This window comes from Bradyrhizobium sp. SSBR45G (assembly GCF_030159255.1).
Classification (GTDB): domain Bacteria; phylum Pseudomonadota; class Alphaproteobacteria; order Rhizobiales; family Xanthobacteraceae; genus Bradyrhizobium.
Genome location: NZ_BSCT01000009.1, coordinates 71361 through 92967, shown reverse-complemented (window position 1 = coordinate 92967; position 21607 = coordinate 71361). Strand labels below are relative to the sequence as shown.

Annotated in this window: 22 protein-coding genes and 1 tRNA gene; 11 read left to right on the top strand and 12 right to left on the bottom strand. The window is 66.2% G+C overall.

The window, feature by feature from the left end:
* Positions 1–225: 225 nt before the first annotated feature.
* From QQL87_RS14015 to QQL87_RS14000, 4 genes are all read right to left on the bottom strand, one after another.
* Positions 226–1872, bottom strand: coding sequence for an ABC transporter ATP-binding protein (locus QQL87_RS14015; protein ID WP_284419148.1), 1647 nt, complete (start codon positions 1870–1872; stop codon positions 226–228).
* Between the two features lie 174 nt (positions 1873–2046).
* Positions 2047–2937 (bottom strand): ABC transporter permease, encoded by an 891-nt coding sequence (locus QQL87_RS14010; RefSeq protein ID WP_284419149.1) that lies wholly within the window; start codon positions 2935–2937, stop codon positions 2047–2049.
* Between the two features lie 12 nt (positions 2938–2949).
* Positions 2950–3891: an ABC transporter permease gene (locus QQL87_RS14005; RefSeq protein WP_284419150.1), complete on the bottom strand. Its 942-nt coding sequence runs from the start codon at positions 3889–3891 to the stop codon at positions 2950–2952.
* A gap of 460 nt (positions 3892–4351) precedes the next feature.
* A complete protein-coding gene (locus tag QQL87_RS14000; protein WP_284419151.1) occupies positions 4352–5482 on the bottom strand; it encodes a M20/M25/M40 family metallo-hydrolase in 1131 nt (376 codons plus the stop codon).
* Between the two features lie 272 nt (positions 5483–5754).
* Here QQL87_RS14000 and QQL87_RS13995 point away from each other — a divergent pair, with 272 nt between their 5' ends.
* Both QQL87_RS13995 and QQL87_RS13990 read left to right on the top strand, forming a co-directional pair.
* Positions 5755–7368: an ABC transporter substrate-binding protein gene (locus tag QQL87_RS13995; RefSeq protein WP_284419152.1), complete on the top strand. Its 1614-nt coding sequence runs from the start codon at positions 5755–5757 to the stop codon at positions 7366–7368.
* A 416-nt stretch (positions 7369–7784) separates the two neighbouring features.
* Positions 7785–9398 carry an ABC transporter substrate-binding protein gene (locus tag QQL87_RS13990; protein ID WP_284419154.1) on the top strand — a complete coding sequence of 538 codons (1614 nt, stop codon included), beginning with the start codon at positions 7785–7787 and terminating at the stop codon, positions 9396–9398.
* Between the two features lie 107 nt (positions 9399–9505).
* On the opposite strand, the gene QQL87_RS13985 is transcribed toward QQL87_RS13990, so the two are convergent.
* Complete coding sequence (locus QQL87_RS13985; protein WP_284419155.1) at positions 9506–9646, bottom strand: hypothetical protein; 141 nt, start codon at positions 9644–9646, stop codon at positions 9506–9508.
* Between the two features lie 253 nt (positions 9647–9899).
* Here QQL87_RS13985 and QQL87_RS13980 point away from each other — a divergent pair, with 253 nt between their 5' ends.
* A complete protein-coding gene (locus tag QQL87_RS13980) occupies positions 9900–11507 on the top strand; it encodes an ABC transporter substrate-binding protein (RefSeq protein ID WP_284419156.1) in 1608 nt (535 codons plus the stop codon).
* A 398-nt stretch (positions 11508–11905) separates the two neighbouring features.
* Here the strand turns inward: QQL87_RS13980 and QQL87_RS13975 are convergent, their stop codons facing one another.
* Positions 11906–13309 carry a methyl-accepting chemotaxis protein gene (locus tag QQL87_RS13975; RefSeq protein ID WP_284419157.1) on the bottom strand — a complete coding sequence of 468 codons (1404 nt, stop codon included), beginning with the start codon at positions 13307–13309 and terminating at the stop codon, positions 11906–11908.
* A 177-nt stretch (positions 13310–13486) separates the two neighbouring features.
* On the opposite strand from QQL87_RS13975, the gene QQL87_RS13970 reads away from it, so the two are divergent.
* Genes QQL87_RS13970 through QQL87_RS13960 form a run of 3 tightly spaced genes read left to right on the top strand, consistent with a single transcriptional unit; the run spans position 13487 to position 14994 of the window.
* A complete protein-coding gene (locus QQL87_RS13970) occupies positions 13487–13825 on the top strand; it encodes an ArsR/SmtB family transcription factor (RefSeq protein ID WP_284419158.1) in 339 nt (112 codons plus the stop codon).
* Positions 13818–14303 (top strand): SRPBCC family protein, encoded by a 486-nt coding sequence (locus tag QQL87_RS13965; RefSeq protein WP_284419159.1) that lies wholly within the window; start codon positions 13818–13820, stop codon positions 14301–14303. Before QQL87_RS13970 ends, QQL87_RS13965 begins: the two co-directional genes overlap by 8 nt.
* Before the next feature lie 31 nt (positions 14304–14334).
* Complete coding sequence (locus QQL87_RS13960) at positions 14335–14994, top strand: glutathione S-transferase family protein (RefSeq protein ID WP_284419160.1); 660 nt, start codon at positions 14335–14337, stop codon at positions 14992–14994.
* 7 nt (positions 14995–15001) lie between these two features.
* On the opposite strand, the gene QQL87_RS13955 is transcribed toward QQL87_RS13960, so the two are convergent.
* The gene (locus QQL87_RS13955; RefSeq protein WP_284419162.1) at positions 15002–15733 is read right to left on the bottom strand and encodes an SDR family NAD(P)-dependent oxidoreductase; all 732 of its coding nucleotides are present in this window, start codon (positions 15731–15733) and stop codon (positions 15002–15004) included.
* A 168-nt stretch (positions 15734–15901) separates the two neighbouring features.
* Between QQL87_RS13955 and QQL87_RS13950 the strand changes: the two genes are divergently transcribed.
* The 3 genes from QQL87_RS13950 (at position 15902) to QQL87_RS37260 (ending at position 17404) form a co-directional block, all read left to right on the top strand.
* On the top strand, positions 15902–16684 hold the full coding sequence (locus QQL87_RS13950; protein ID WP_284419163.1) for a carbon-nitrogen hydrolase family protein: 783 nt from the start codon (positions 15902–15904) through the stop codon (positions 16682–16684).
* Positions 16685–16858: 174 nt separating this feature from the next.
* Positions 16859–17119, top strand: a complete 261-nt coding sequence (locus QQL87_RS13945; RefSeq protein ID WP_284419164.1) for a type II toxin-antitoxin system ParD family antitoxin — start codon at positions 16859–16861, stop codon at positions 17117–17119.
* Positions 17120–17152: 33 nt separating this feature from the next.
* On the top strand, positions 17153–17404 hold the full coding sequence (locus tag QQL87_RS37260) for a type II toxin-antitoxin system RelE/ParE family toxin (RefSeq protein WP_349817337.1): 252 nt from the start codon (positions 17153–17155) through the stop codon (positions 17402–17404).
* A gap of 142 nt (positions 17405–17546) precedes the next feature.
* Here QQL87_RS37260 and QQL87_RS13940 read toward each other — a convergent pair whose 3' ends face one another.
* From QQL87_RS13940 to QQL87_RS13930, 3 genes are all read right to left on the bottom strand, one after another.
* Entirely contained in the window at positions 17547–17690 is a 144-nt protein-coding gene (locus QQL87_RS13940; protein ID WP_284419166.1) for a hypothetical protein, read from the bottom strand.
* Between the two features lie 6 nt (positions 17691–17696).
* Positions 17697–17783 (bottom strand) — tRNA-Leu (locus QQL87_RS13935).
* A 66-nt stretch (positions 17784–17849) separates the two neighbouring features.
* Positions 17850–18044, bottom strand: coding sequence for a hypothetical protein (locus tag QQL87_RS13930; RefSeq protein WP_284419167.1), 195 nt, complete (start codon positions 18042–18044; stop codon positions 17850–17852).
* Positions 18045–18184: 140 nt separating this feature from the next.
* On the opposite strand from QQL87_RS13930, the gene QQL87_RS13925 reads away from it, so the two are divergent.
* Complete coding sequence (locus QQL87_RS13925; protein ID WP_284419169.1) at positions 18185–18661, top strand: hypothetical protein; 477 nt, start codon at positions 18185–18187, stop codon at positions 18659–18661.
* Between the two features lie 10 nt (positions 18662–18671).
* On the opposite strand, the gene QQL87_RS13920 is transcribed toward QQL87_RS13925, so the two are convergent.
* Both QQL87_RS13920 and QQL87_RS13915 read right to left on the bottom strand, forming a co-directional pair.
* Positions 18672–19871: an FAD-dependent monooxygenase gene (locus tag QQL87_RS13920; protein ID WP_284419170.1), complete on the bottom strand. Its 1200-nt coding sequence runs from the start codon at positions 19869–19871 to the stop codon at positions 18672–18674.
* Positions 19872–19881: 10 nt separating this feature from the next.
* Positions 19882–20124 (bottom strand): zinc-finger domain-containing protein, encoded by a 243-nt coding sequence (locus tag QQL87_RS13915; protein WP_284419171.1) that lies wholly within the window; start codon positions 20122–20124, stop codon positions 19882–19884.
* A gap of 306 nt (positions 20125–20430) precedes the next feature.
* Between QQL87_RS13915 and QQL87_RS13910 the strand changes: the two genes are divergently transcribed.
* Entirely contained in the window at positions 20431–21573 is a 1143-nt protein-coding gene (locus QQL87_RS13910) for a hypothetical protein (protein WP_284419172.1), read from the top strand.
* Positions 21574–21607 lie beyond the last annotated feature (34 nt).

The window sequence follows — 21607 nt, the reverse complement described above, 5'->3', positions numbered from 1 at the left end:
CGTGAGCGGGACCGGCTATCTCCGCGGCGTCATTCCGGGGCATCGCGCAGCGATGAGCCCGGAATCCATAGCCACAGGACGGTGTTGGGAGCTACGCTGGTTGACCCGCCGATGTCACCACATCCGCCTGTGGTTATGGATTCCGGGCTCGTGCTGCGCACGCCCCGGAATGACGCGGGGAGGGCGTGTGCCCACCTCGACGCCACGTTTGCCCGCCCGACAGCTTTACGCCACCGCCTCCGACACCGGCCTGAAGTTGGCAAAGTCCCAGTTCCGCCCCGGCGCGGCTTCGAGCAGCGCGCGGGTGTAGTCCTCCTTCGGATGGGTCAGGATCTCGCCGGCCGGGCCCTGTTCGACGATGCGGCCCTTCTGCATCACCACCACCTCGTCGCAGATCTGGGCGGCGACGCGCAAATCGTGGGTGATGAACAGGATGGCGATGCCGAGCCGGCGCTGGATCTCGTCGAGCAGCTCCAGCACCTGCGCCTGCACCGACACGTCGAGCGCGGAGACTGCTTCGTCGGCCACCAGCACGTCCGGATCGAGCGCCAGCGCACGCGCGATCGCGATGCGCTGGCGCTGGCCGCCGGAGAACTGATGCGGGTAGCGGGTGATGGCATCGGCGGGCAGGCCGACCAGCTCGAGCAGCTCGCGCGCCCGCGCCATCGCCTTGTCATGCGGCGTGCCGTAGTTGATCGGTCCCTCGGCGATGCTCTCGCCGATCGTGATGCGCGGGTTGAGCGAGCGGTAGGGGTCCTGGAACACGATCTGGATGCGCTTGCGGTGCGGCTGCAGCAGGCGGCGGGTCAGGATCGAGATCTCGTGGCCGGCAAGGCGGACGCCGCCGGAGGTCGGGTCGATCAGCCTGACGATGCAGCGCGCCACGGTGGACTTGCCGGAGCCGCTTTCCCCGACGATGCCGAGCGTGCGGCCCTTGCGCAAGGTGAGCGTCACGTTCTGCGCGGCGACGACCTCGCGCGCTGTGCCGAGGAAGGAGCGCTCGCGATAGGTCTTGCCGAGCTCATTGGTCTCCAGCACCACCGGGTCCTTGGTCTCGGGCCGCGGCGGGCGCGGGATGAGGCTCGGAACGGAGGCGAGCAGATTCCGTGTGTAGTCCATCTCGGGCGCGCGCAGGATCTTGTCGAGCGGACCTGTCTCGACCAGGCGACCCTGGCGCATCACCGACACGCGGTCGGCGATCTCGGCGACGACGCCCATGTCGTGGGTGATGAACAGCACCGCGGTGCCGTGATCGCGCTGCAGGTCGCGGATCAAGGTGAGGATCTGCTTCTGGGTGGTGACGTCGAGCGCGGTGGTGGGCTCATCGGCGATCAGGAGCTTTGGCTCGAGCACCAGCGCCATCGCGATCATGATGCGCTGGCGCTGGCCGCCGGACAGGCGGTGCGGGTAGGAGGCGAAGATGCGCTCGACGTCGGGCAGGCGGACCTGCTCCATCATGTCGAGGATGCGCTTGCGCCGCGCCCGTGCGTCAAGGGACGTATGTGCGCGCAAGACCTCGTCGATCTGGCGGCCGACATGGACGACCGGATTGAGCGCAGTCATCGGCTCCTGGAAGATCATCGCCATGCGCGTCGCGCGCAGCTCGCGCAGGCGGCGATCACTGGCCGTGAGCAGCTCCTCGCCGACCAGCTTGACGCTACCGCCGACGGCATGCAGCGCGTTCTTCGGCAACAGGCCCATGGTGGTCAGCGAGGTCACCGACTTGCCGGAGCCGCTTTCGCCGACGACGCAGAGCGTCTCGCCCTTTTCGACCTTGATCGAGACGCCGTCGATGATGCGCGGCCCGTTCGGGTTCTTCGTCTTGCCGACGGTGACGACGAGGTTGTCGATGTCGAGGATGGTATCGGTCATGTGTTCAGGCCTCGGTCGCCGTGGCGAGAAATGCGTAGCCCGGACGAGCGCAGCGACATCCGGGGCTTTCTGTCTCCTCCGTCATTGCGAGGAGCGAAGGGACGAAGCAATCCAGAGTCTCGGGCGCGGTCCTGGATTGCTTCGCTGCGCTCGCAATGACGGCAACAATGTTCATCACTTCACGCCCTCGCGCTGCTTCATGCGCGGATCGAGCGCGTCGCGGGCGGCGTCGCCGATCAGATTGATCGAGAGGATCGCGATCGACAGCAACAGGCCCGGCCAGAAGATGAGCTGCGGCTTGATCTGGAAGTAGGAGCGGCCCTCGGCCATGATGTTGCCCCAGGTCGGCGTCTCCGGGCTGATGCCGGCGCCGAGGAACGACAGGATCGCCTCGGTGAGAATGGCAGCCGCGCAGATGTAGGTGCCCTGGACGATCAGCGGCGCGATCGTGTTCGGCATCAGATGCCGCCACATGATCTTGGGCATCGATGTGCCCAATGAAATCGCGGCCTCGACATAGGGCTCCTCGCGCGCGGTCAGCACCACCGATCGAACGAGGCGCGCGACGCGCGGGATCTCGACGATGGTGATCGCGATCATGACCGTGCCGACGCTGGCGCCCGACAGCGAGACGACCGCGATCGCGAGCAGGATGCTTGGGATCGCCATCAGGCCGTCCATCACCCGCATCATGATGGCGTCGACCCAGCGGAAGAAGCCGGAAACGAGACCGATCACGAGGCCGATCGCGATCGAGATGATGGCTGCGCCGACGCCGACCAGCAGCGAGATGCGGCCGCCATAGATGGTGCGCGACAACAGGTCGCGGCCATAGGCGTCGGTGCCGAGCAGGAATTGCGCGCTCGACGGTTTCAGCCGTTGCGACGGCGCGAGCATTACCGGATCATGCGGCGCCAGCAGCGGCGCCAGGACCGAGACGATCACGATCAGCGCAAGGCAGACGGTGGCCACGGCAATGATCGGGGTCGAAGTGAGAAAGCCGAACCGGGGACCCAGTCGCGTGGTAACCGGAATCGACGGCTCTGGGGTGGTGACGATCGCCATCGGATGAGGGCCTCAGTAGCGGATGCGTGGATCGAGAAGGGTGTAGGCGAGGTCGATCAGGAGATTGACCGCGAGGTAGATGAAGGAGGTCAGCAGGATCATGCCCTGGATGACCGGATAGTCGCGGGCCAGCACCGCATCGACCGTGAGCCGGCCGATGCCGGGCAGGTTGAACACGCTTTCAGTCACGACGACGCCGGAGATCAGCAGCGCAAAGCCGGAGCCGATCACGGTTATGACAGGGACGGCGGCGTTGCGCAGCGCGTGGCGCAGCAGGACGGCGACTTCGCTGACGCCCTTGGCGCGCGCGGTGCGCACGAAGTCCTCGCCGAGCACGTCGAGCATGGCGGCGCGCGTCATGCGCGCGATCAGCGCGACGTAGATGAAGGACAGCGCGCAGGTCGGTAGGATGATGCGTTCGAAGAACGGCCCGAAGCCGACGCTCAGGCTCTTGAAGCCTTGAACGGGGACCCAGCGCAGATTGATCGCGAACACCTGGATCAGGATGTAGCCGATGACGAATACCGGCACCGAGAAGCCGAGCACCGAGAGCGCCATCACGAAACGGTCGATCCAGGTGCCGTGCTTCCACGCCGCGATGACGCCGAGCGGCACGGCAACGAGGATCGACAGGATGATGGTCGAGATCGCCACCGAGATCGAGGGCTCGATGCGCTGGCCGATCATCTGCAGCACCGGCACCTTCGAGATCAGCGACACGCCGAGGTCGCCGTGAACAAGCTGATTGATCCAGGTGAAGAACTGGACATAGAGCGGCTCGTTCAATCCGAGCGTGGTGCGGATGCGCTCGAGCTGCTCGGGAGTCGCATTGTCGCCGGCGAGAATCGCCGCGGGATCGCCCGGCGTCAGCCGCAGCAGCAGGAAGACGAACAGCGCCACCACGCCCATCACGGGGATGGACGCGAGGATGCGGCGAAGCAGATAACCGATCATCGTGAGAGAACCGCCTTCATGGTGCTGGGACGACGCTCATGGTGTGAGCGAGTTTGCATGTCACCGATATCCATCGCTTTCAAGGTCTCCGATCGCGTGCTCGGGCGCTGACGACAGCGCGTCCACGAGTACCGCGAACCATCGCATTTGCGAACAAAGTCGCGCCGACTTTGCCGGCCAACTTTGCAAGGCGCATGCCATCATGAGCGCGGTGCAGGGGGGATGTCCACACCGTCGATCGTGGTCCCGGAAAATGAAACCGTGCTGCTGCGCAGCAGGGTCTTATTGCGATCCAGGGTGGCAAAGGCGCTGCCGTGAAGTGTCCACAAATGAGATCGAGGTGGCGCCGTGCCCACCATCTCACCGCGGGACGTGCTGATCGACGGTGGGCACGCTGCCGCCTTGCGGCGGCTGCTTTGCCCGCCCTACGCCAGTTGCGCCAGCGAAACGGGCTGCGTGCTCACGCGAGCGTCGCGAGCAGGCCGGCCATCAGGCGGCCGCGCTCGGCGAGACTGTCGATCTCGATATATTCGTTCAAGGTGTGCATGTCGGCGCCGCGCACCCCGAGCCCATCGAGCGTGGGGATGCCCAGCGCGCCGGTGAAGTTGCCGTCCGAGCCGCCGCCCGCGGAGCCGTGCGGCAGTGACATCCCGAGCTGCTCGGCGATACCGCGCGCCTTGTCATACAGCGCCATGGTTCCGGAATCCGGCTCCCACACCGGCCGCGTCACGCCGCGTGTCACCTTGAAGGCGACGTCGTCGGTGGTGCCGGACAGCGCCAGCATCCGTTCCACGCCGCGATCGAGATCGGCCTGCCGCTTCGCCATGCTCAGCGCTTCGCCGGTGCAACTCGTCGCCACGCAATTGACCCATTGGCCGCCATGCACGATGCCGACCGAGAAGGTGCAGTCTTCCGTCGTCATGGCGTCGATGGCGAGGATCTGCCGCGCCATTTCCCGGATTGCGGAACGGCCGGCAGCGAGCCGTGCACCGGCATGGCTCGGCCGCCCCGTGGCCTCGAGGTTGAAGCGCGCGATGGCATAGCGGCCGGTCACCACGCCGTTGTCGGGACGCCCCGGTTCGGGCACCAGGACGTATTTGTTGTGTCGCGCCTCGGCCTCAATGATGTCGCGGGTCGAGGGCGTGCCGACCTCCTCATCCGGCGTGAACAGCACCGTGATCGGCAGCGGCGTCGCGATGCCGGCTTTCATCAACTGCCGGATCGCATCCAGCGTGAGGTAGTTGCCGCCCTTCATGTCGCAGATGCCGGGCCCGTAACATTTGTTGCCGTCGCGGCGCCATGGCAGCTTGGCCAGTGTTCCAACCGGGTGAACTGTATCCATGTGGCCGGCGATCAGGAGGCCCGGCTCGCCCTGCTTCGGATGCGGGAAGCGGGCGCGCACGCAGCCGGCGAAGCCCTGCCGTCCGGCGATGCGCTCGATCGTCGCACCCATGACCGCCATGTCGCGCGCGGCGAGGTCGAGCATGCGCTCGACCGCGGCGGCGTCCCAGGTCGGGCTCTCGCACTCCACCCAGCCGCGCAGGCCCTGGAGCATGGCGTCGGTATCGAAGGGAAGATGGGCTGGATTCATGTCGGCTCTCTTCAAGATTCTGTCGTGATCTTTTCACACGAGACGGAGTCGCGCGCGCTTTGTAAAGCGAAAGCTGCGCTGCGCGTTAACGGCATTGTCAGCCGAGAACGGCATGCAATGAATGCGGATTGACGCGACGGAGGACCTCTGCAAGTGTCGAAATCTCGCGACTTGCAGCGTGTTAGTTCGCACAAGGATTGACCTGCACGCACAACGAATGATCTGGATCTGACCAGTTTCAGGTCAGTCATCCCTGCTAGGAGACTTTTGTAATGTTCCACACCCCGCGCTGGAAACGTCTGACGCTCGCCACGAGCCTCGCCGTTTCCATGCTGTCGCTCTCGACGGCGCTGAGCACCCAGGCCATCGCTGCCGGCAAGAAGACGATCACGGCGGTGATGCATTCGGATCTGCGCGTCATCGACCCCGGCTTCACCACGGCCTACATCACCCGCGACCATGGCTACATGGTCTATGACACGCTGCTGGCCGTCGATTCGAGCTTCAAGATCCAGCCGCAGATGGCGGACTGGAAGGTCTCCGACGACAAGCTGACCTACACCTTCACCCTGCGCGACGGCCTGAAGTGGCATGACGGCACGCCGGTGACGGCCGAGGACTGTGTCGCATCGCTGAAGCGCTGGGGCCGCAATGACGGCATGGGCCAGAAGCTGATGGACTTCACCGCGAGCCTGGAGGCACCGGACGCGAAGACCATCGTGCTCAAGTTGAAGGAGCCCTACGGCCTCGTGCTGGAGTCGATCGGCAAGCCGTCGTCGCTGGTGCCGTTCATGATGCCGAAGCGCCTCGCCGAGACGCCGCAGGGCCAGCAGATCCCGGAGCAGATCGGCTCGGGTCCGTTCAAGTTCGTCAAGAGCGAATTCCAGCCGGGCGTGAAGGCGGTCTACGAGAAGAATACCGACTACGTGCCGCGCAAGGAGCCGGCGAGCTGGGTCTCGGGCGGCAAGGTGGTGAAGGTTGACCGCGTCGAGTGGATCACGATGCCGGACGCGCAGACCGCGGTGAACGCGCTGCAGTCGGGCGACATCGACTTCATGGAGAACCTTCCCTACGACATGATGCCGGTGCTGGAGGCGAACTCCGATCTCAAGATCGACGTGCTGAACAAGTTCGGCTACCAGACGCTCGGCCGGATGAACTTCCTGTATCCGCCGTTCGATAATGTGAAGGTGCGGCGTGCGGCGTTCCTGGCGCTGAACCAGAAGGACGTGCTCGACGCGCTCGTCGGCAACGAGAAGTATCAGAAGGTCTGCGGCGCGGTGTTCGTGTGCGGCACGCCGCTGGAGACCGATGTCGGCGCCGAGACCCTGATCAAGGGCAACGGCATGGCGGAGGCCAAGAAGGCGCTCGCCGAATCCGGCTATGACGGCACGCCGATCGCGATCATGGCACCGGGCGACGTCACGACGTTGAAGGCGCAGCCCGTCGTCGCGGCGCAGCTGCTCCGCGAGGCCGGCTTCAAGGTCGACCTGCAGGCGACCGACTGGCAGACCGTGGTCACGCGGCGCGCCAGCCAGAAGCCGATCAAGGAAGGGGGCTGGAACATGTTCTTCACCAACTGGGTCGGCGCGGACGTCGCCAACCCCGTGGCGAACGTGTCGATCGGTGGCCGCGGCACCAAGGGCGGCTGGTTCGGCTGGGCCGAGGACGCCGAGATCGAGAAGCTGCGCGACGCCTATGCGCGCTCGTCCTCGCCCGAGGAGCAGAAGAAGATTGCGACCGAGATCCAGAAGCAGAACTACGAGAAGGTGCTCTACGTCCCGCTCGGCCAGTATCTGCTGCCGAGCGGCTGGCGCAAGTCGCTGACCGGCGTGCTCGATGGTCCGGCGACGCCGCTGTTCTGGAACATCGACAAGAGCGAGTAGGTCGCGAGCGCGACGTCGCAAGCCGAGATGCGGCGGAGGCAACTCCGCCGCATTTTTGTTTGTTCAGCCGTTTCGGCGTTTCCGCAGCAGGAAAAGCAAAGCTGCCGCTGCGAGACGGCAGCGTGCCCACCGGCGTTGCCGCCCATCAGCCGACGGCGGGGCGCGCCGCCACCCGCTGAGATGGCATGGCTGCGTCTTTGCTCACGCGACGGGAGCGTAGCTGGTACCCGGATGCGCGGCTGTGGCTCCGGCGACGTCAAAGCCGATTGACGGGCGTGGGAACTGTTGCAAGTCTTTGCTCGCGGAACGAACGCTGGGCAGCATGCTCTTGAGAACGATGGTGCGACGCACAGCGGTCGCCGTGTCTCGGTCAGTCCCGAGGCCGTGGTTCACCCCGTCACGTCAAGAGAGATCGCATGTCACCTCATCCGCGCCGGGCCCGATCCGCGCTCGCGTCATGGCTTGTTGCGTCCGCCGTCTTGTTCGCGCCGGGGCTGGCGCCCGAGGTGTTCGCCGCCGGCAAGACGACGATCGCCGCAGTGATGCACTCCGATCTGCGCGTCATCGACCCCGGCTTCACCACGGCCTACATCACCCGCGACCATGGCTACATGGTCTACGACACGCTGGTCGCGACCGATGCGAACTTCAAGATCCAGCCGCAGATGGCGGACTGGAAGGTCTCTGACGACAAGCTGACCTACACTTTCACTCTGCGCGACGGCCTGAAGTGGCATGACGGCACGGATGTCACGGCGGAGGATTGCGTCGCGTCGCTGAAGCGCTGGGGCCGCAACGACGGCATGGGCCAGAAGCTGATGGACTTCACCGCGGGCCTGGAAGCGCCGGACGCCAGGACCATCGTGCTCAAGCTGAAGGAGCCCTACGGCCTCGTGCTGGAGTCGATCGGCAAGCCGTCGTCGCTGGTGCCGTTCATGATGCCGAAGCGCCTCGCCGAGACGCCGCAGGGCCAGCAGATCCCGGAGCAGATCGGCTCGGGTCCGTTCAAGTTCGTGAAAAGCGAATTCCAGCCGGGCGTGAAGGCGGTCTACGAGAAGAACACCGACTATGTCCCGCGCAAGGAGCCGGCGAGCTGGACGGCGGGCGGCAAGGTGGTGAAGGTCGACCGCGTCGAATGGATCACGATGGCCGACGCGCAGACCGCGGTCAACGCACTGCAATCGGGCGACGTCGACTTCATGGAGGCGCCGCCTTATGAGCTGCTGCCGATTCTGGAGTCGAACCCGGACCTCAAGATCGACGTGCTGAACAAGTTCGGCTTTCAGACGCTCGGCCGCATGAACTTCCTGAATCCGCCGTTCGACAATGTGAAGGTCCGGCGCGCGGCGTTCCTGGCGCTGAACCAGAAGGACGTGCTCGACGCGCTGGTCGGCAATCCGAAGTATCAGAAGATCTGCGGCGCGGTGTTCGTGTGCGGCACGCCGCTGGAGACCGACGTCGGCGCCGAGACCCTGATCAAGGGCAACGGCATGGCCGAGGCCAAGAAGGCGCTGGCCGAATCCGGCTATGACGGCACGCCGATTGCGATCATGGCGCCGGGCGATGTGGTCGCGCTCAAGGCGCAGCCGATCGTCTCCGCGCAGTTGCTGCGCGACGCCGGCTTCAAGGTCGACCTGCAGGCGACGGACTGGCAGACCGTGGTGACGCGGCGCACCAGCCAGAAGCCGGTCAAGGAGGGCGGCTGGAACATGTTCTTCACCAACTGGGTCGGCGCCGACGTCGCCAATCCCGTGGCGAACGTTTCCGTCGGCGGCCGTGGCACCAAGGGCGGCTGGTTCGGCTGGGCCGAGGACGCCGAGATCGAGAAGCTGCGCGACGCCTTTGCGCGGGCGTCCTCGCCCGACGAGCAGAAGAAGATTGCGACCGAGATCCAGAAACTGAACTATGAGCGCGTGATCTACGTGCCGCTCGGGCAGTATCTGGCGCCCAGCGCCTGGCGCAAGTCACTCACCGGCGTGCTCGACGGGCCGGCGACGCCGATCTTCTGGAATATCGAGAAGAAGAACTAAGTCATCGTAGGTTGTGATTGAAAAGAGCGCGGTGAGGAGGCCTCACCGCGCTCCCTGGTCTGCGGGGCGCTTCGTCGTCCGGGTTCTTCATCGTCAACCGACCGCCGTCAGCAATGCGCATCGCGCACCGCTTCCAACCCTTCCACCATCAGAGGTGGAATGATCTGGACCTGCGGTGGCTTGTTGCTGGTGCGTATCGGTGCGAGAGGGCGGCGATTCCCCTGCGGCTCGGCGTTTTCTGTCGGCATCGTCATGCTCCTGGGTCGTGCTCATAACGGAGCTGCCGCTGCTGAGTTCCAGATGGCGGGACAATGCTGGAGCGCCGGCAGCGCGCGCCAATGTCGACGCAGGCACCCATGCGGCTGGCAGCAATTGACGGACGATGGAACTGCTGCAACTCTCCGCGCGCACTTGCTCGGCGTCTGCGGACGATGCAAGCGCGCGCCGCGCCTTGATGGATGTCAGGGCCGCCTGATGGAAGCTCACGTCAAGAGAGATCGCATGTCACATCCTTCGCGCCGGCCGTCATTCGCGCTCGTGTCCTGTCTCGTCGCCGCCATCGCCGTTTCGGCCGGAGTCACGACAAAGGCGGTCGCCGCCAGCAAGAAGGTGATCACGGCCGTCATGCATTCCGACCTGCGCGTGATCGATCCCGTGTTCACGCCCGCCTATATCACGCGCGACCACGGCTACATGGTCTACGACACGCTGCTCGGCACCGATGCGAAATTTCAGGTGCGGCCGCAGATGGCGGAGTGGACGGTCTCGGACGACAGGCTGACCTACACGTTCACCTTGCGCGACGGCCTGAAGTGGCATGACGGCACGCCAGTGACGGCAGAGGACTGCGTCGCCTCGCTCAGGCGCTGGAGTCGCAATGACAGCATGGGCCAGAAGCTGATGGAGGCTGCGGCCTCGCTCGAGGCGACCGATGCCAGGACTATCACGTTGAAGCTGAAGGAGCCCTATGGCCTCGTGTTGGAGTCGATCGGCAAGCCGTCCTCCTACGTGCCGTTCATGATGCCCAAGCGCCTCGCCGAGACGCCGGCGAACGCGCAGATCTCGGAGCAGATCGGCTCCGGCCCGTTCAAGTTCGTCAAGGCGGAATTCCAGCCCGGCGTGAAGGCGGTGTATGAGAAGAACACCGACTATGTGCCGCGCCAGGAGCCGCCGAGCTGGACCGCAGGCGGCAAGGTGGTGAAGGTTGACCGCGTCGAGTGGATCTCGATGCCCGACGCGCAGACCGCGGTCAACGCGCTGCAGTCCGGCGACATCGACTTCATGGAATTCCCGCCGCTCGACCTGGAGCCGTTGCTGTCAGCCAATCCCGATCTGACGATGAACGTGCTGAACAAGTTCGGCTACCAGACGCTCGGCCGGATGAACTTCCTGTTTCCGCCGTTCGACAATGTGAAGATCCGCCGTGCGGCGTTCCTGGCCATGAACCAGAAGGACGTGCTCGACGCGCTGGTCGGCAATTCCAAATACTACACCATCTGCGGCGCCGTGTTCGGCTGCGGCACGCCGCTCGAGGCCGACATCGGCTCGGAGACGCTGGTGAAGGGCAACGGCATGGAGCAGGCGAAGAAGCTGCTCGCCGAGGCGGGCTATGACGGCACGCCGGTGGTCATCCTCGCGCCGGGCGATGCCATCACGCTCAAGGCACAGCCGGTCATCGCCGCGCAGCTGTTGCGCGCCGCCGGTTTCAAGGTCGATCTGCAGACCACCGACTGGCAGACGGTGGTGACGCGGCGCGCCAGCCAGAAGCCGCCGAAGGAGGGCGGCTGGAACATGTTCTTCACCAATTCGGTGATCGCCGATTCCGGCAATCCGATCGGCAGCACCTTCGTCGGCGCGCGCGGCCAGAAGAGCCCGTTCGGCTGGCCCGACGATCCCAAGATGGAGGAGCTGCGCGACGCCTTCGCCAAGGCCACCAAGCCCGAGGACCAGAAGCGGATCGCCGCCGAGATCCAGAAGGAGATCTACGACCAGGTGATCTACGTGCCGCTCGGGCAATGGTTCATGCCGAGCGCCTGGCGCAAGTCGATCAGCGGTGTGCTGGAAGGGCAGGCGGTGCCCGTGTTCTGGAACGTCGACAAGAGCGAGTAGGCGGCTCGTGGTCCCGTAACCCGCATGAGCGAAAACGATATGCGGATTCATGACCGCAGCGCGCGAGACTGAGGATGTCGCTTCCCCCGACGCTTCCAGGCTGCGGCGTCCGCTCTTGTGAGAAGGGCTCAGCTCTCTCCCAACGTCATTCCGGGGCATCGCGCAGCGATGAGCCCGGAATCCATAACCACGTGCTGTCGCTGAGATGACGACAGGCGCCACGGCCACCTCGCGCTACACGGCCTCCTGTGGCTATGGATTCCGGGCTCGTGCTTCGCACGCCCCGGAATGACGGATGATGGATATCGCCCACCGTCGCGCCGATGAGCTCGTCGTTGGATGGTGAGCAGGCTCCCGTCGCAGGGGTGACCGCCTCGAGCCGCTGCCCCGGCCTGCCGTTACGTCCTGATCTCGTCCAGCGCCGCCAGCACGTCGGTCGAGGCGACCTCGACCTTGCCGATCTCGTTGAGCGCCTCGTCGATGCGGCCGGAGCTGAACAGGCGGGCGGCCTCCTTGCCATGGCGATGCACCGCCTCGTGCGGGCGTTCGAGGCGGCGGAACGCAGGGTCGCCCGCGAGGCGCTGACCGGCTTCGCCGTAGTACCATTTGCCGAGCCGGCAATTGTGATGATCGGTGAGCTCCTCGACGCGCAGTTGCAGCCGGCCGACCGACATGTCGACCAGCCGCTTCTTCCAAATCACATGGTCGGCCTTGGCGAGGCGCACCACCTGATTGTCCAGCGTGAGCTTGGATATTTCGCCGAGCATCTTGACGACCTTGGTGTCGGTCCGGCCCATGGAGTCGGCGAGCGACATCACCTCGTTGGCGTTGGCGGTGGCGAGGTCCGCGATGATGGTGATGCCCTGCGCCACCTCGTCCGTCGCCGCCGTCTGCTCGGCGAGAATGCCGGAAATCTCGTCCATCTTGGCGCTGACCAGCGCGGTCCGCGTTCCCGCTTGATCGATCGTCTGCGCCAGATTGGTCATCTCGGTCATGCCGATTTCGACCGCCTTGGCGCCCCCGGCCATGGCCTCGACGATGCCGCTCATCTCGGCCTGTAGCCGCTCGATGCGGCCCTTGATGTCCTCCGTCGCCTTCGTCGTCTGCTGCGACAGGTTCTTCACCTCGGCGGCAACCACGGCAAACCCCTTGCCGAACTCGCCGGCGCGCGCGGCCTCGATGGTGGCGTTCAGCGCCAGCAGATTGGTCTGGTTGGCGATCGCGTCGATGGTGCCGACGATCGAGCCAATCTCCGCCGATGCTGCGCTGAGATCGGCGAGCTTGGCGGAGGCGTCGCGCACCGAACTCGCAATGCCGTTCATAGTCTGCAGCGTGCCGCGCACGGCGGTCACGCTGTCCTCCACGGCGCGTCGCGTCGCCACGGCTTCCTGCGCCGCCGAGGTCGAAGTCGCGCTGATGGTCTGTACGGAAGCCTGCATCTCCACCGAGGCCGAGGCGAGGCTCTGGCAGCGCTCCGACTGATTGTTCGAGGCGCCGATCAGGCGTGCCGCGCTGATCGAGGCCTCGTTGCTGTTGATGCAGATGTCGACGATGGCATCGAGGTCCTGAGATGCGCGGCCCGCGAGCGCCGTGCCGAGCCGATGGACGGCCTCGATCAGTTGCGGTTTCAGCTTGGCCCGCAGGGCGGCGGCGGCGACGTCGGCGACGTCGCGGTTGAGCTTGCCGGCAGCCCAGTCGTCGAGGCACTGCGCCAGAACGTCGTGGAAGGCCTCGTGGGCGGCGACGTCGAAGGCGGGCGAGGCATCCGGGTGATCAGTCTTGCGGCTGCGGAATCCCAGCATCGTGTCTCTCGGTTCAGATCGAGCGCGGTCGCTCTCGCGCCGGATGTCAGCGCGGGGCGTGGCGCAGCCTGCAGCAACTCTGCGCGCGGTATGGTTAACGATGGGTTTCCCGCTGCAACCGGCGGTAGGCCCGGTCGACAGGCTTGACGAGATGTAAGTCATAGCTTACGGTAAGTGATGGCTTACGAGACGGCATTGGCAGTCCTGGCAGATCCGACGCGGCGACAGGTGTTCGAGCGCCTGCGCAGCGGACCGTGTCCGGTCCATGCCATCGCCGAGGGCCTGCCGGTGTCGCGGCCGGCGGTGTCGCAGCATCTCAAAGTGCTGAAGGACGCCGGCCTCGTCGAGGAGCGCAGCGAGGGCGCACGGCGCATCTACTCGCTGCGCCGCGAGGGCCTGGCTGAGCTGCGCGATTGGCTCGACAGCTTCTGGGACGACGCGCTGCTCGCCTTCAAGATCGAGGCCGACCGGACGTATCGACACGCGAAAGGGCGAGGAGACGGGGACGATGAGTGAGCGTGTGGTGATTGCTCCGGTCGAGAAGCAGGTCCTTGTCCGCGCACCGATCGATCACGCCTTCGCGGTGTTCACCAGCGGGCTGACCCGCTGGTGGCCGCATACGCATGGCGTCGGCGGCAAGCCGATCGCGAGGGTCCTGCTGGAGCCGAAGCTCGGGGGCCGCTGGCTGGAGGTTGCCGAGGACGGCACGCAAACCGTGGTCGCGACCATCACCTTGTGGGAGCCGCCGCAACGCTTCGTCATGCTGTGGCAGGTTGATGCGCGCTGGAAGCCGGATGCGGCGATGCGCTCGGAGGTCGATGTCCGGTTCTTCGCCGAAGGCGAGGAGGCGACGCGCGTCGAACTCGTGCACCACAAGTTCGAGACCATGGGCGCGGAGGCCGGCGCCTCGATGCGCAGGGATGTCGATGGCGGCTGGCCCGGCCTGCTGCAGCGCTTCACCGCTGAAGCGGAGCGGGGGCCGTCCTCGTCGTAGCGATCAATCATCATCGATGGGGAGACAGGTCATGTCCGGGTTCGTCGTCCATTCGGTGCCGGGAAGCCCGTTCGGCCGCAGCGTGCTGGCCACGCTGGAGGAAAAGGGGGCAAGCTACCGGCTTGCGCCGCTGGCTCCCGGAGATTCGAAATCGGCTGCGCATCTCGAACGGCATCCGTTCGGCCGCGTGCCGGCGCTCGAGCATGATGGCTTCATGCTGTACGAAACCCAGGCGATCCTGCGCTATCTCGATCGTGTGCTGCCGGAGCCGGCGTTGACGCCGGATCACGCCAAGCAAGCGGCGCGCATGGACCAGGTCATGAACATCAGCGACTGGTACCTGTTCCAGGGCGTGTGCAACGTCATCATCTTCCAGCGCATCATCGGTCCGCAGTTTTTCGGCACGGCGACAGACGAAGCGGCCATCGTCAGCGCGATGCCCCAGGCGAGAACGGTCATCGCCGAGCTGTCGCGGCTGCTCGGCGAGCAACCGTTCATGGCCGGCGACCGGCTGTCGCTCGCCGATCTGCAGGCCGGTCCGCAGGCGAGCTTCCTGTCGCTGACGCCGGAATGGACCAAGTTGACGTCAGGCCATCCCAATCTCGTTGCCTGGATCGCGCGGCTGGAACAGCGTCCGAGCTTCCAGGCGACGACGATGGCGCGACTGATGGCAAGAGCGCAGGCGGCGTAGCGGCGCGCTACCAGCCGAGCGGACGGCCGTCGCGAAAGAACCCGCCGGTCGGGCCGTCATCGCCGAGCAGTGCGGCCCACACCACGCCGGCGGCGCCCTCCGCGACCGGGCGCGCGCCCATCGCGGCGCCGCCGTCGAAGGTCGCGGTGAAGCCGGGGCAGACGGCGTTCACGCGCAGCGACGGATTTTCTCTGGCGAGCTTCACCGTCAAAGCATTGAGCGCAGCCTTGGCCACACTGTAGGAGGCCGGCATCGGTGCGGCGGTGGCGAGACCGAATTCCGGGTCGCTGTGCGAGCCGGCGCCGCTGGAGACGTTGACGAGCCGGCCATGCGGACTGTTGCGCAACAGCGGCAGAAAGATCTGCGCCACCGACCAGGCCCCGAACAGCGTGCTCTCGAAATTGGCGCGGACCTCGGCGAGGTCGGCGGTCGAGGCGGTCTCGTCATAGCTGCCGAGCGTGGCGGCATTGTTGATCAGCACGTCGAGGCGGCCGAACCGCTCATCGAGCAGCGCGGCCACCTTGGCGATCGCATCGGGATCAGTGATGTCCATGCCATGACCTTCCGCAGCCAGACCCGCCGTGGTCAGCTCCTCCGCCCGGGCCTGCGCGTCCGCTGCCGTTCGGGCGGTCAGGATGACGTGGTGGCCGCGGCGCCCGAGCTGCCGCGCCACCTCGACGCCGATGCCGGTCGCGCGCCCGGCGCCGGTGATCAGGGCAAGGGGACGAACTCCATCCATGGATCGCCTCGCTGCTGTTCAGGTGACGCACACTGGCGTCGTAGCTCTAAGCCCAACAAACGGCGGAGGCTGGGCGTCGGATCAGGTTGAGCGGCGTAGCGATTGAGCTGGCCGCACCGGCCAGACACAGACATCGACAGCCGGTTTGATCTGGACTAACCGAAGATCATGGCAGGTCACACGCTCAGCATTGCCGCCGCCTCAAGCGTGATCGACGCTAACGTTCGCGCCAACGGCATGCACGTCCGCGCACTGATGACGAAGGCCGCGGCTCTCGGCGTGCGGCTTGTCCAGTTCCCGGAGGGGGCCTTGTCCGGGTACGTCAACGCTGAAATCCACGATTGGGATGCCGTCGATTGGCGGACGCTCCAGGCCGAACTGGAGCTCACGGCCGCTCATGCCGCCCGGCTCGGCATATGGGTGGTCGTCGGAGCCAACCATCAGCGCACGCCACCGCTCTGGCCGCACAATGCGTTGTACGTCATTTCAGACCGTGGCGCGGTCGTCGGCCGCTATGACAAGCGGGTGATTTCGCACAGTGAGGCGATGCACTGGTACACGTCCGGCACCGAGCCGCTCGTGTTCGAGGTCGACGGCTTTCGTTTCGGATGCGCGCTTTGCATCGAGATCCATTTCCCCGAGCTGTTCATGGAGTACGCCAGGCTGGGGGTCGATGCCGTCTTGTTCTCGGCCTATGCGGATGATCCGATTTTTGACGTCGCCGCCCGGGCGCATGCCGCCATGAACAATGTCTGGTTCAGCGTGTCCACGCCAGCGAGTTGCCGTTCCAGCCTTCCCTGCAGCCTCATCGGACCGGACGGCTTTCCGTTCGGTCGGCCGACGGCTGAGGCCGACCTGGTCCACGGCGTGCTCGACGCGGCAAAATACGAGATTGCCTTGACCAAGGCCCGCCCGTGGCGGGCAAAGGTTCGTGCGGCGCGGGGGAGTTGATCAGGATCGGCTGGCCCGGCGGAAGCTCCGGGAGCACGGGCTGCCCCTGGTTCGGAGGGGGCTCGAATCCACACGACGCTGCTATCGAGGGAAATAAAGTTACGCGTCAGGTGTGTTCTGGAACCGTTCGAACCTATATCATAAAATGATATAATATGATACGCGGAGGTTCCCATGGCCAGCAGCTACACCATCGGCAAGCACTACGAGGAGTTCATCAAGGAGCTGGTGGACAGTGGCCGCTATTCGACGGCCAGCGAGGTCATGCGCGTAGGTCTGCGACTGATCGAAGAGAAGGAAGAGCGGCGCAAGGCCAAGCTCGAAGCTCTGCGCAGCGCCATCCAGGAAGGTCTCGACAGCGGCCCCGCCGAGACCTGGGATGTAGAGGATCTGATCGCCGAGGCGAAACGCCGGAAGGCGTCGCATGCGAAGTAGCCGCCTGCTTCGCCCGCAGGCCGGGAAGACGCGCTGGAGATCTGGCAGTACATTGCAGCGGATAACGAGACAGCGGCCACCGCGATCCTCCACCGCTTCGACCGCGCAATCCGGACTCTTGCCGACAACCCGCACGCCGGTCGAGAGCGCCCCGAGCTCGGCCACGACATCCGCAGCTTTCCGGTCGGCAACTACATCGTCTTCTACATTCCCACCACCGACGCCATCGAAGTCGTCCGCATCATGCACGCGGCGCGCGACATCACGGCCGAAGAGTTCGAGTAGGGCCCATCCAGAGGCTGTGCCTCCTGAGCCAGTGCCGGGACGTGCAGGAGCGCCGGCATAGCGGCGGCATGGGCCGGGGCGCGAGCCCGAGTGCCGGCGATCCGAAAGGGCAACGCATAGTCAAAGCGCCAGTCGGATTCCGTCATGTGGCCGAGCGCAACAGCCAGGTCGCGAGGGCGAACCGGGCGGCGATGCCGGCGACGACGTCGAGAGAGTTGCGCGCCAGATGCGATCCTGCGATCGCCGCGATGATCAGAAGAATGACGAGTTTCGCCTCGGCTGTCATTGCCCCTGGTGCGGACGGTGGGACTCGAACCCACACGACGTTGCCATCGAGGGATTTTAAGTCCCTTGCGTCTACCGATTCCGCCACGTCCGCGTTTGGGATCAGAGACCTAGCGCATCATCCCTCGATCCGGAATGAGGTTGGCTGCGGCCTCTCAGCTCATCCTTTGCTTAAGCCAGGGGAGCTGCCTTGGTAAAGCCTCAATCCGGCCGTCACCACCTGCTTTGAGATGGTGTCCGCGCTGAAACGTTTGGCTAGGTTCATGTTGACGCGATTCAAGACATGGACGAGGCGGCCATTGTAAGGCACGGAGGCACCACGAAGAATCATCGATTGGGCGAGTTCGGCCGCCATCGATGGAGAAACTGCACGGGACGAATCGGGCAAGGACGAGTGGTGGACACGGCCGTGGGGTCCATGTGCACCATCGAGACGATGCTTTAAGACCGCTTCTTTAGGACCGCGGTTTGGGACCGCTGCGAGATCGAGGCTGCATGACGACCGACTGCAATCGCCAAGGTTATTTCCGCGTCGCGCTCGCCGCGGGACTGTTCGGGCTGGGAGCACTGCTGTCCGGCTGCGCGGGCATGAGCGACAGCGTGTCGACGGCGTTCGCCGATCCGGCTAAATATGATCTCTACGACTGCAAGCAGCTCGAAGCGGAACGCAAGGCCCTGGCGATGCGCACCGCCGAGCTGCAGGGCTTGATGGCCAAGGCGGAGACCGGGGCCGGCGGCGCCGTCGTCGCCGAGGTCGCCTATCGCAACGACTATGTCGCCATCCGCGGCCAGTCGCAGTTTGCCGAAGAGGCCTGGCGCCGCAACAAATGCATCGAGACGCCGCCGGCGCCCGTTGCCGCCAAGGGAGCCGCCAAGGGCAAGCCCGTCAAGCCGGGGCGCAGCGTGCGGCCGATGGCCTCCAGCAGCTCCGGCGGGCCGTCGACCTTGCCGCGGGACGGCTCGGTCTATTGAGACCCGTGCCTCAGAGCCGCCAGTCGTAGATCCAGCGCTGCCGCGCCGACAGGCGCTGCGGCCCGAGCGCATTGATGCTGATGTCGCGCGCCAGCGCCAGCGGCCCACCCATGTGGTAGATCCGCCCCTGGTTGCGCGCCGTGCGCTGCACCTGGCCGACCCGGGCGCGGCGCAGTTTGGCATAGTGCTTCAGCGCGCCTTCGATCGCGGCCGGTCCGTCGGGGCGCGCCTCGCTCAGCGTCTTGGCCAGCACCGCCGCATCCTCGATCGCCATGCCCGCACCCTGCGCCGCAAACGGCAGCATCGCGTGGGCGGCGTCGCCAAGCAGCGCGATGTTGCCTTGCGTCCACTCGATGCCCTCAGGCACGGCAAACAGCGCCCATTTGCGCCAGCCGTCGACCGCGTTCAGCAGCAGCCGTGCCGTCGCCGGCCAGCGCGGCGGGGCGAAGGCGGATTTCAGTTCGCCCGGATCGCCCTCGCTGCTCCAGCCCGGTCGGTTCCAGGTGCCCGGCACCACCGCGACCACATTGACCTGGCGGCCGGCGGAGATCGGATAGGCCACGAGATGCGCGTCCGGCCCCATCCAGAGCTGCACCCGGGCGCTGCTGTAGTCGCGCGGCAGCTGGCGCGCATCGAGCGTGCCGCGCCAGGCGATCAGCCCGGAGAATTCGGCGCGCGCCTGCGGAAACAGATGATGCCGCACCGCCGACCAGACGCCGTCGGCCCCGATCAGCGCCAGCGCCACGTCCTGCCGCCGCTCATTGCCGCGGCGATGCACCACGGTGAGGCCCTTGGCGTGGGCGGCAACGTCCTCGAACTGGCAGCCGAGCTTGAGCTCGACATCCGGATGCGCGATTGCCTCGGCAGCCAGCGCCGCCTGCAGATCGGCGCGGTGGATCACCCAATAAGGGGCACCGGCGGCCTGGCCCGCGGCTTCGCCGAGCGGCAGCCGGGCGATCTCGCCGCCGGCCCGCGCGCTCATGATGCTGACGGCCTCGGGCACGACGGCGCGGGCCGTGAGCCGCGGCCCCAGCCCGAGATCGACGAGGATGCGGCTGGCATTGGGGGACAGCTGCAGGCCGGCGCCGACTTCCTCGAGCTGCTCGGCCTTCTCCAGCACGACCACGCGAAAGCCCTTGGTCGCCAGGGCAAGAGCAGCCGTCAGGCCGCCGATGCCGGCCCCGGCGACATAGACCGTACGCAGCGCCACGACGCGCCGGTCAGGCGACGTCCTTCAGCACGCATTCCGGCGGCCGGGCCTCGCCCGCAGCGAGGTCGGGCGCATAGCGGTACAGCGTCGAGCAATACGGGCAGATGATCTCCTTGTCGTTGCCGAGATCGAGGAACACGTGCGGATGATCGAACGGCGGATTGGCGCCCACGCACATGAACTCATGCGAGCCGATCTCGATGATCGGAACACCGGCGTCGTTGTGGAAATGCGGGACGATGTTATCGGCCATCGGTTTCACCTCGAGTGGCAAGAAGAGCAGAGCGGATCAGCGCGGGGACGCGGCCGACGGGATCGGAACGAGGCGCCGGGCCGTCGTGAGAGACGGCGGCGCACCATGCTGAGCCATAAGGCCAATTCCTTGTGTTGGGAACCTGCGTTGGGTGTGACGCACGCCGTTATTTTTGCGCGTGTGGATTCGACACAAACCCGCCGCCGCAGAGAAGCCCTTCTTTCGTCGGGGCCGTTGTGTCCCGGGACGGAGACCCTATGTTTTCAGCCGAAGACCCCGCGAAAACGTGAAGGCGGCGTGATCTCGATGCGAATCAATTGGAGGCTCAGCCTGGCCGTGACCGGTCTTGCCCTCAGCACCGCGATCGGTGCCGGGTTGTGGCCGCATGCCTATCGCGCCGGGACCGTCATCGCAGCCGCTGACGACCCGGCGCGTCTGTCGGAGCTCCAGATTGCCTCCGCCCTGCAGGCCGATTCGGGGCGCATCATCAGCGGGATCGACGAGGCGCTCGCCGCCGGCGACCCTGATCTCGCCGAGAGTTTCGTGGCGCTGGCGCAGGAGCACCAGGTCGCGCTCGACCCGGCGCTGGTCCAGCGGGTGAGCGATGCCGTTGCCGCGGAGAAGGCCCCGGCGAGCGTGGCGAAGCGCTTCGCGACCGGGCTCGTCACCGGTCAGGCCGACGATGTCGCCAGCCTGTCCGGCACCGTGGCCGGAGATCTATTCGTGTTCGGCGACATCCGCGACGCCGTGCGCGAGGGCAAGCATCTGGTGATGGGCGAGGACACCGACCGGCTGGTCCTCGGCCTTGCTGCGGCGGGGCTTGCCGTCACCGCGGCGACCTATGTCTCGGCCGGCGGGGCCGCGCCGGTGCGAGCGGGGCTGACCCTGGTCAAGGATGCCCGCAAGGTCGGCCGGCTCGGCGAGGGGCTGGCGGCCTGGGCTGGACGCTCGGCGCGCGAGGTGGTCGACGCGCCGGTGCTGCAGCAGGCGGTTGCCTCAGGCTCGGTGCTGCGTCCTGGCGAGACCGCCACCGCGATCCGCGCTGCGTTCCGGGCCGAGAAGGCCGGCGCGCTGATGCGCCTGGCGAAGGACGTCGGCCGCATTACTGAGAAGGCCGGCACCCGCGGCGCGCTGGATTCGCTCAAACTCGCGGAGGGACCGAAGGATGTCGCCCGCGCCGCCCGCCTCGCGGAGGCGAAGGGCGGCCAGACCCGTGCGATCCTGAAGCTGCTCGGCCGCGGCGCGCTGCTGCTCACCGCCGGCGCGTTCAATCTCGCGCTCTGGCTGTTCGGCGCGCTGATGACGCTGCTCGGATTCGTCAGTTCGCTGAAGGCGATGACCGAGCGCGCGACGCAAGGCGTGATCGATCGCGGCAAGCGACGACGGTTGCGCCGGATGCAGGCCGCCGCTGTCCGCGCTGATCTGGCCGCGGCCGCGCCCTGCGGCTAGACTTCGCCGCATCATTCTCACTCCAGATTCTCGG

Coding starts and splice junctions, on each gene's coding strand:
- QQL87_RS13950 (WP_284419163.1), top strand. CDS start 15,902: ATGGCAGGTCACACGCTCAGCATTGCCGCCGCCTCAAGCGTGATCGAC.
- QQL87_RS14005 (WP_284419150.1), bottom strand. CDS start 3,891: ATGATCGGTTATCTGCTTCGCCGCATCCTCGCGTCCATCCCCGTGATG.
- QQL87_RS13940 (WP_284419166.1), bottom strand. CDS start 17,690: ATGACAGCCGAGGCGAAACTCGTCATTCTTCTGATCATCGCGGCGATC.
- QQL87_RS13930 (WP_284419167.1), bottom strand. CDS start 18,044: ATGGCGGCCGAACTCGCCCAATCGATGATTCTTCGTGGTGCCTCCGTG.
- QQL87_RS13960 (WP_284419160.1), top strand. CDS start 14,335: ATGTCCGGGTTCGTCGTCCATTCGGTGCCGGGAAGCCCGTTCGGCCGC.
- QQL87_RS13915 (WP_284419171.1), bottom strand. CDS start 20,124: ATGGCCGATAACATCGTCCCGCATTTCCACAACGACGCCGGTGTTCCG.
- QQL87_RS14000 (WP_284419151.1), bottom strand. CDS start 5,482: ATGAATCCAGCCCATCTTCCCTTCGATACCGACGCCATGCTCCAGGGC.
- QQL87_RS13955 (WP_284419162.1), bottom strand. CDS start 15,733: ATGGATGGAGTTCGTCCCCTTGCCCTGATCACCGGCGCCGGGCGCGCG.
- QQL87_RS13975 (WP_284419157.1), bottom strand. CDS start 13,309: ATGCTGGGATTCCGCAGCCGCAAGACTGATCACCCGGATGCCTCGCCC.
- QQL87_RS13925 (WP_284419169.1), top strand. CDS start 18,185: ATGACGACCGACTGCAATCGCCAAGGTTATTTCCGCGTCGCGCTCGCC.
- QQL87_RS13985 (WP_284419155.1), bottom strand. CDS start 9,646: ATGCCGACAGAAAACGCCGAGCCGCAGGGGAATCGCCGCCCTCTCGCA.
- QQL87_RS13990 (WP_284419154.1), top strand. CDS start 7,785: ATGTCACCTCATCCGCGCCGGGCCCGATCCGCGCTCGCGTCATGGCTT.
- QQL87_RS13910 (WP_284419172.1), top strand. CDS start 20,431: ATGCGAATCAATTGGAGGCTCAGCCTGGCCGTGACCGGTCTTGCCCTC.
- QQL87_RS14015 (WP_284419148.1), bottom strand. CDS start 1,872: ATGACCGATACCATCCTCGACATCGACAACCTCGTCGTCACCGTCGGC.
- QQL87_RS13970 (WP_284419158.1), top strand. CDS start 13,487: ATGGCTTACGAGACGGCATTGGCAGTCCTGGCAGATCCGACGCGGCGA.
- QQL87_RS13995 (WP_284419152.1), top strand. CDS start 5,755: ATGTTCCACACCCCGCGCTGGAAACGTCTGACGCTCGCCACGAGCCTC.
- QQL87_RS13945 (WP_284419164.1), top strand. CDS start 16,859: ATGGCCAGCAGCTACACCATCGGCAAGCACTACGAGGAGTTCATCAAG.
- QQL87_RS13965 (WP_284419159.1), top strand. CDS start 13,818: ATGAGTGAGCGTGTGGTGATTGCTCCGGTCGAGAAGCAGGTCCTTGTC.
- QQL87_RS14010 (WP_284419149.1), bottom strand. CDS start 2,937: ATGGCGATCGTCACCACCCCAGAGCCGTCGATTCCGGTTACCACGCGA.
- QQL87_RS13980 (WP_284419156.1), top strand. CDS start 9,900: ATGTCACATCCTTCGCGCCGGCCGTCATTCGCGCTCGTGTCCTGTCTC.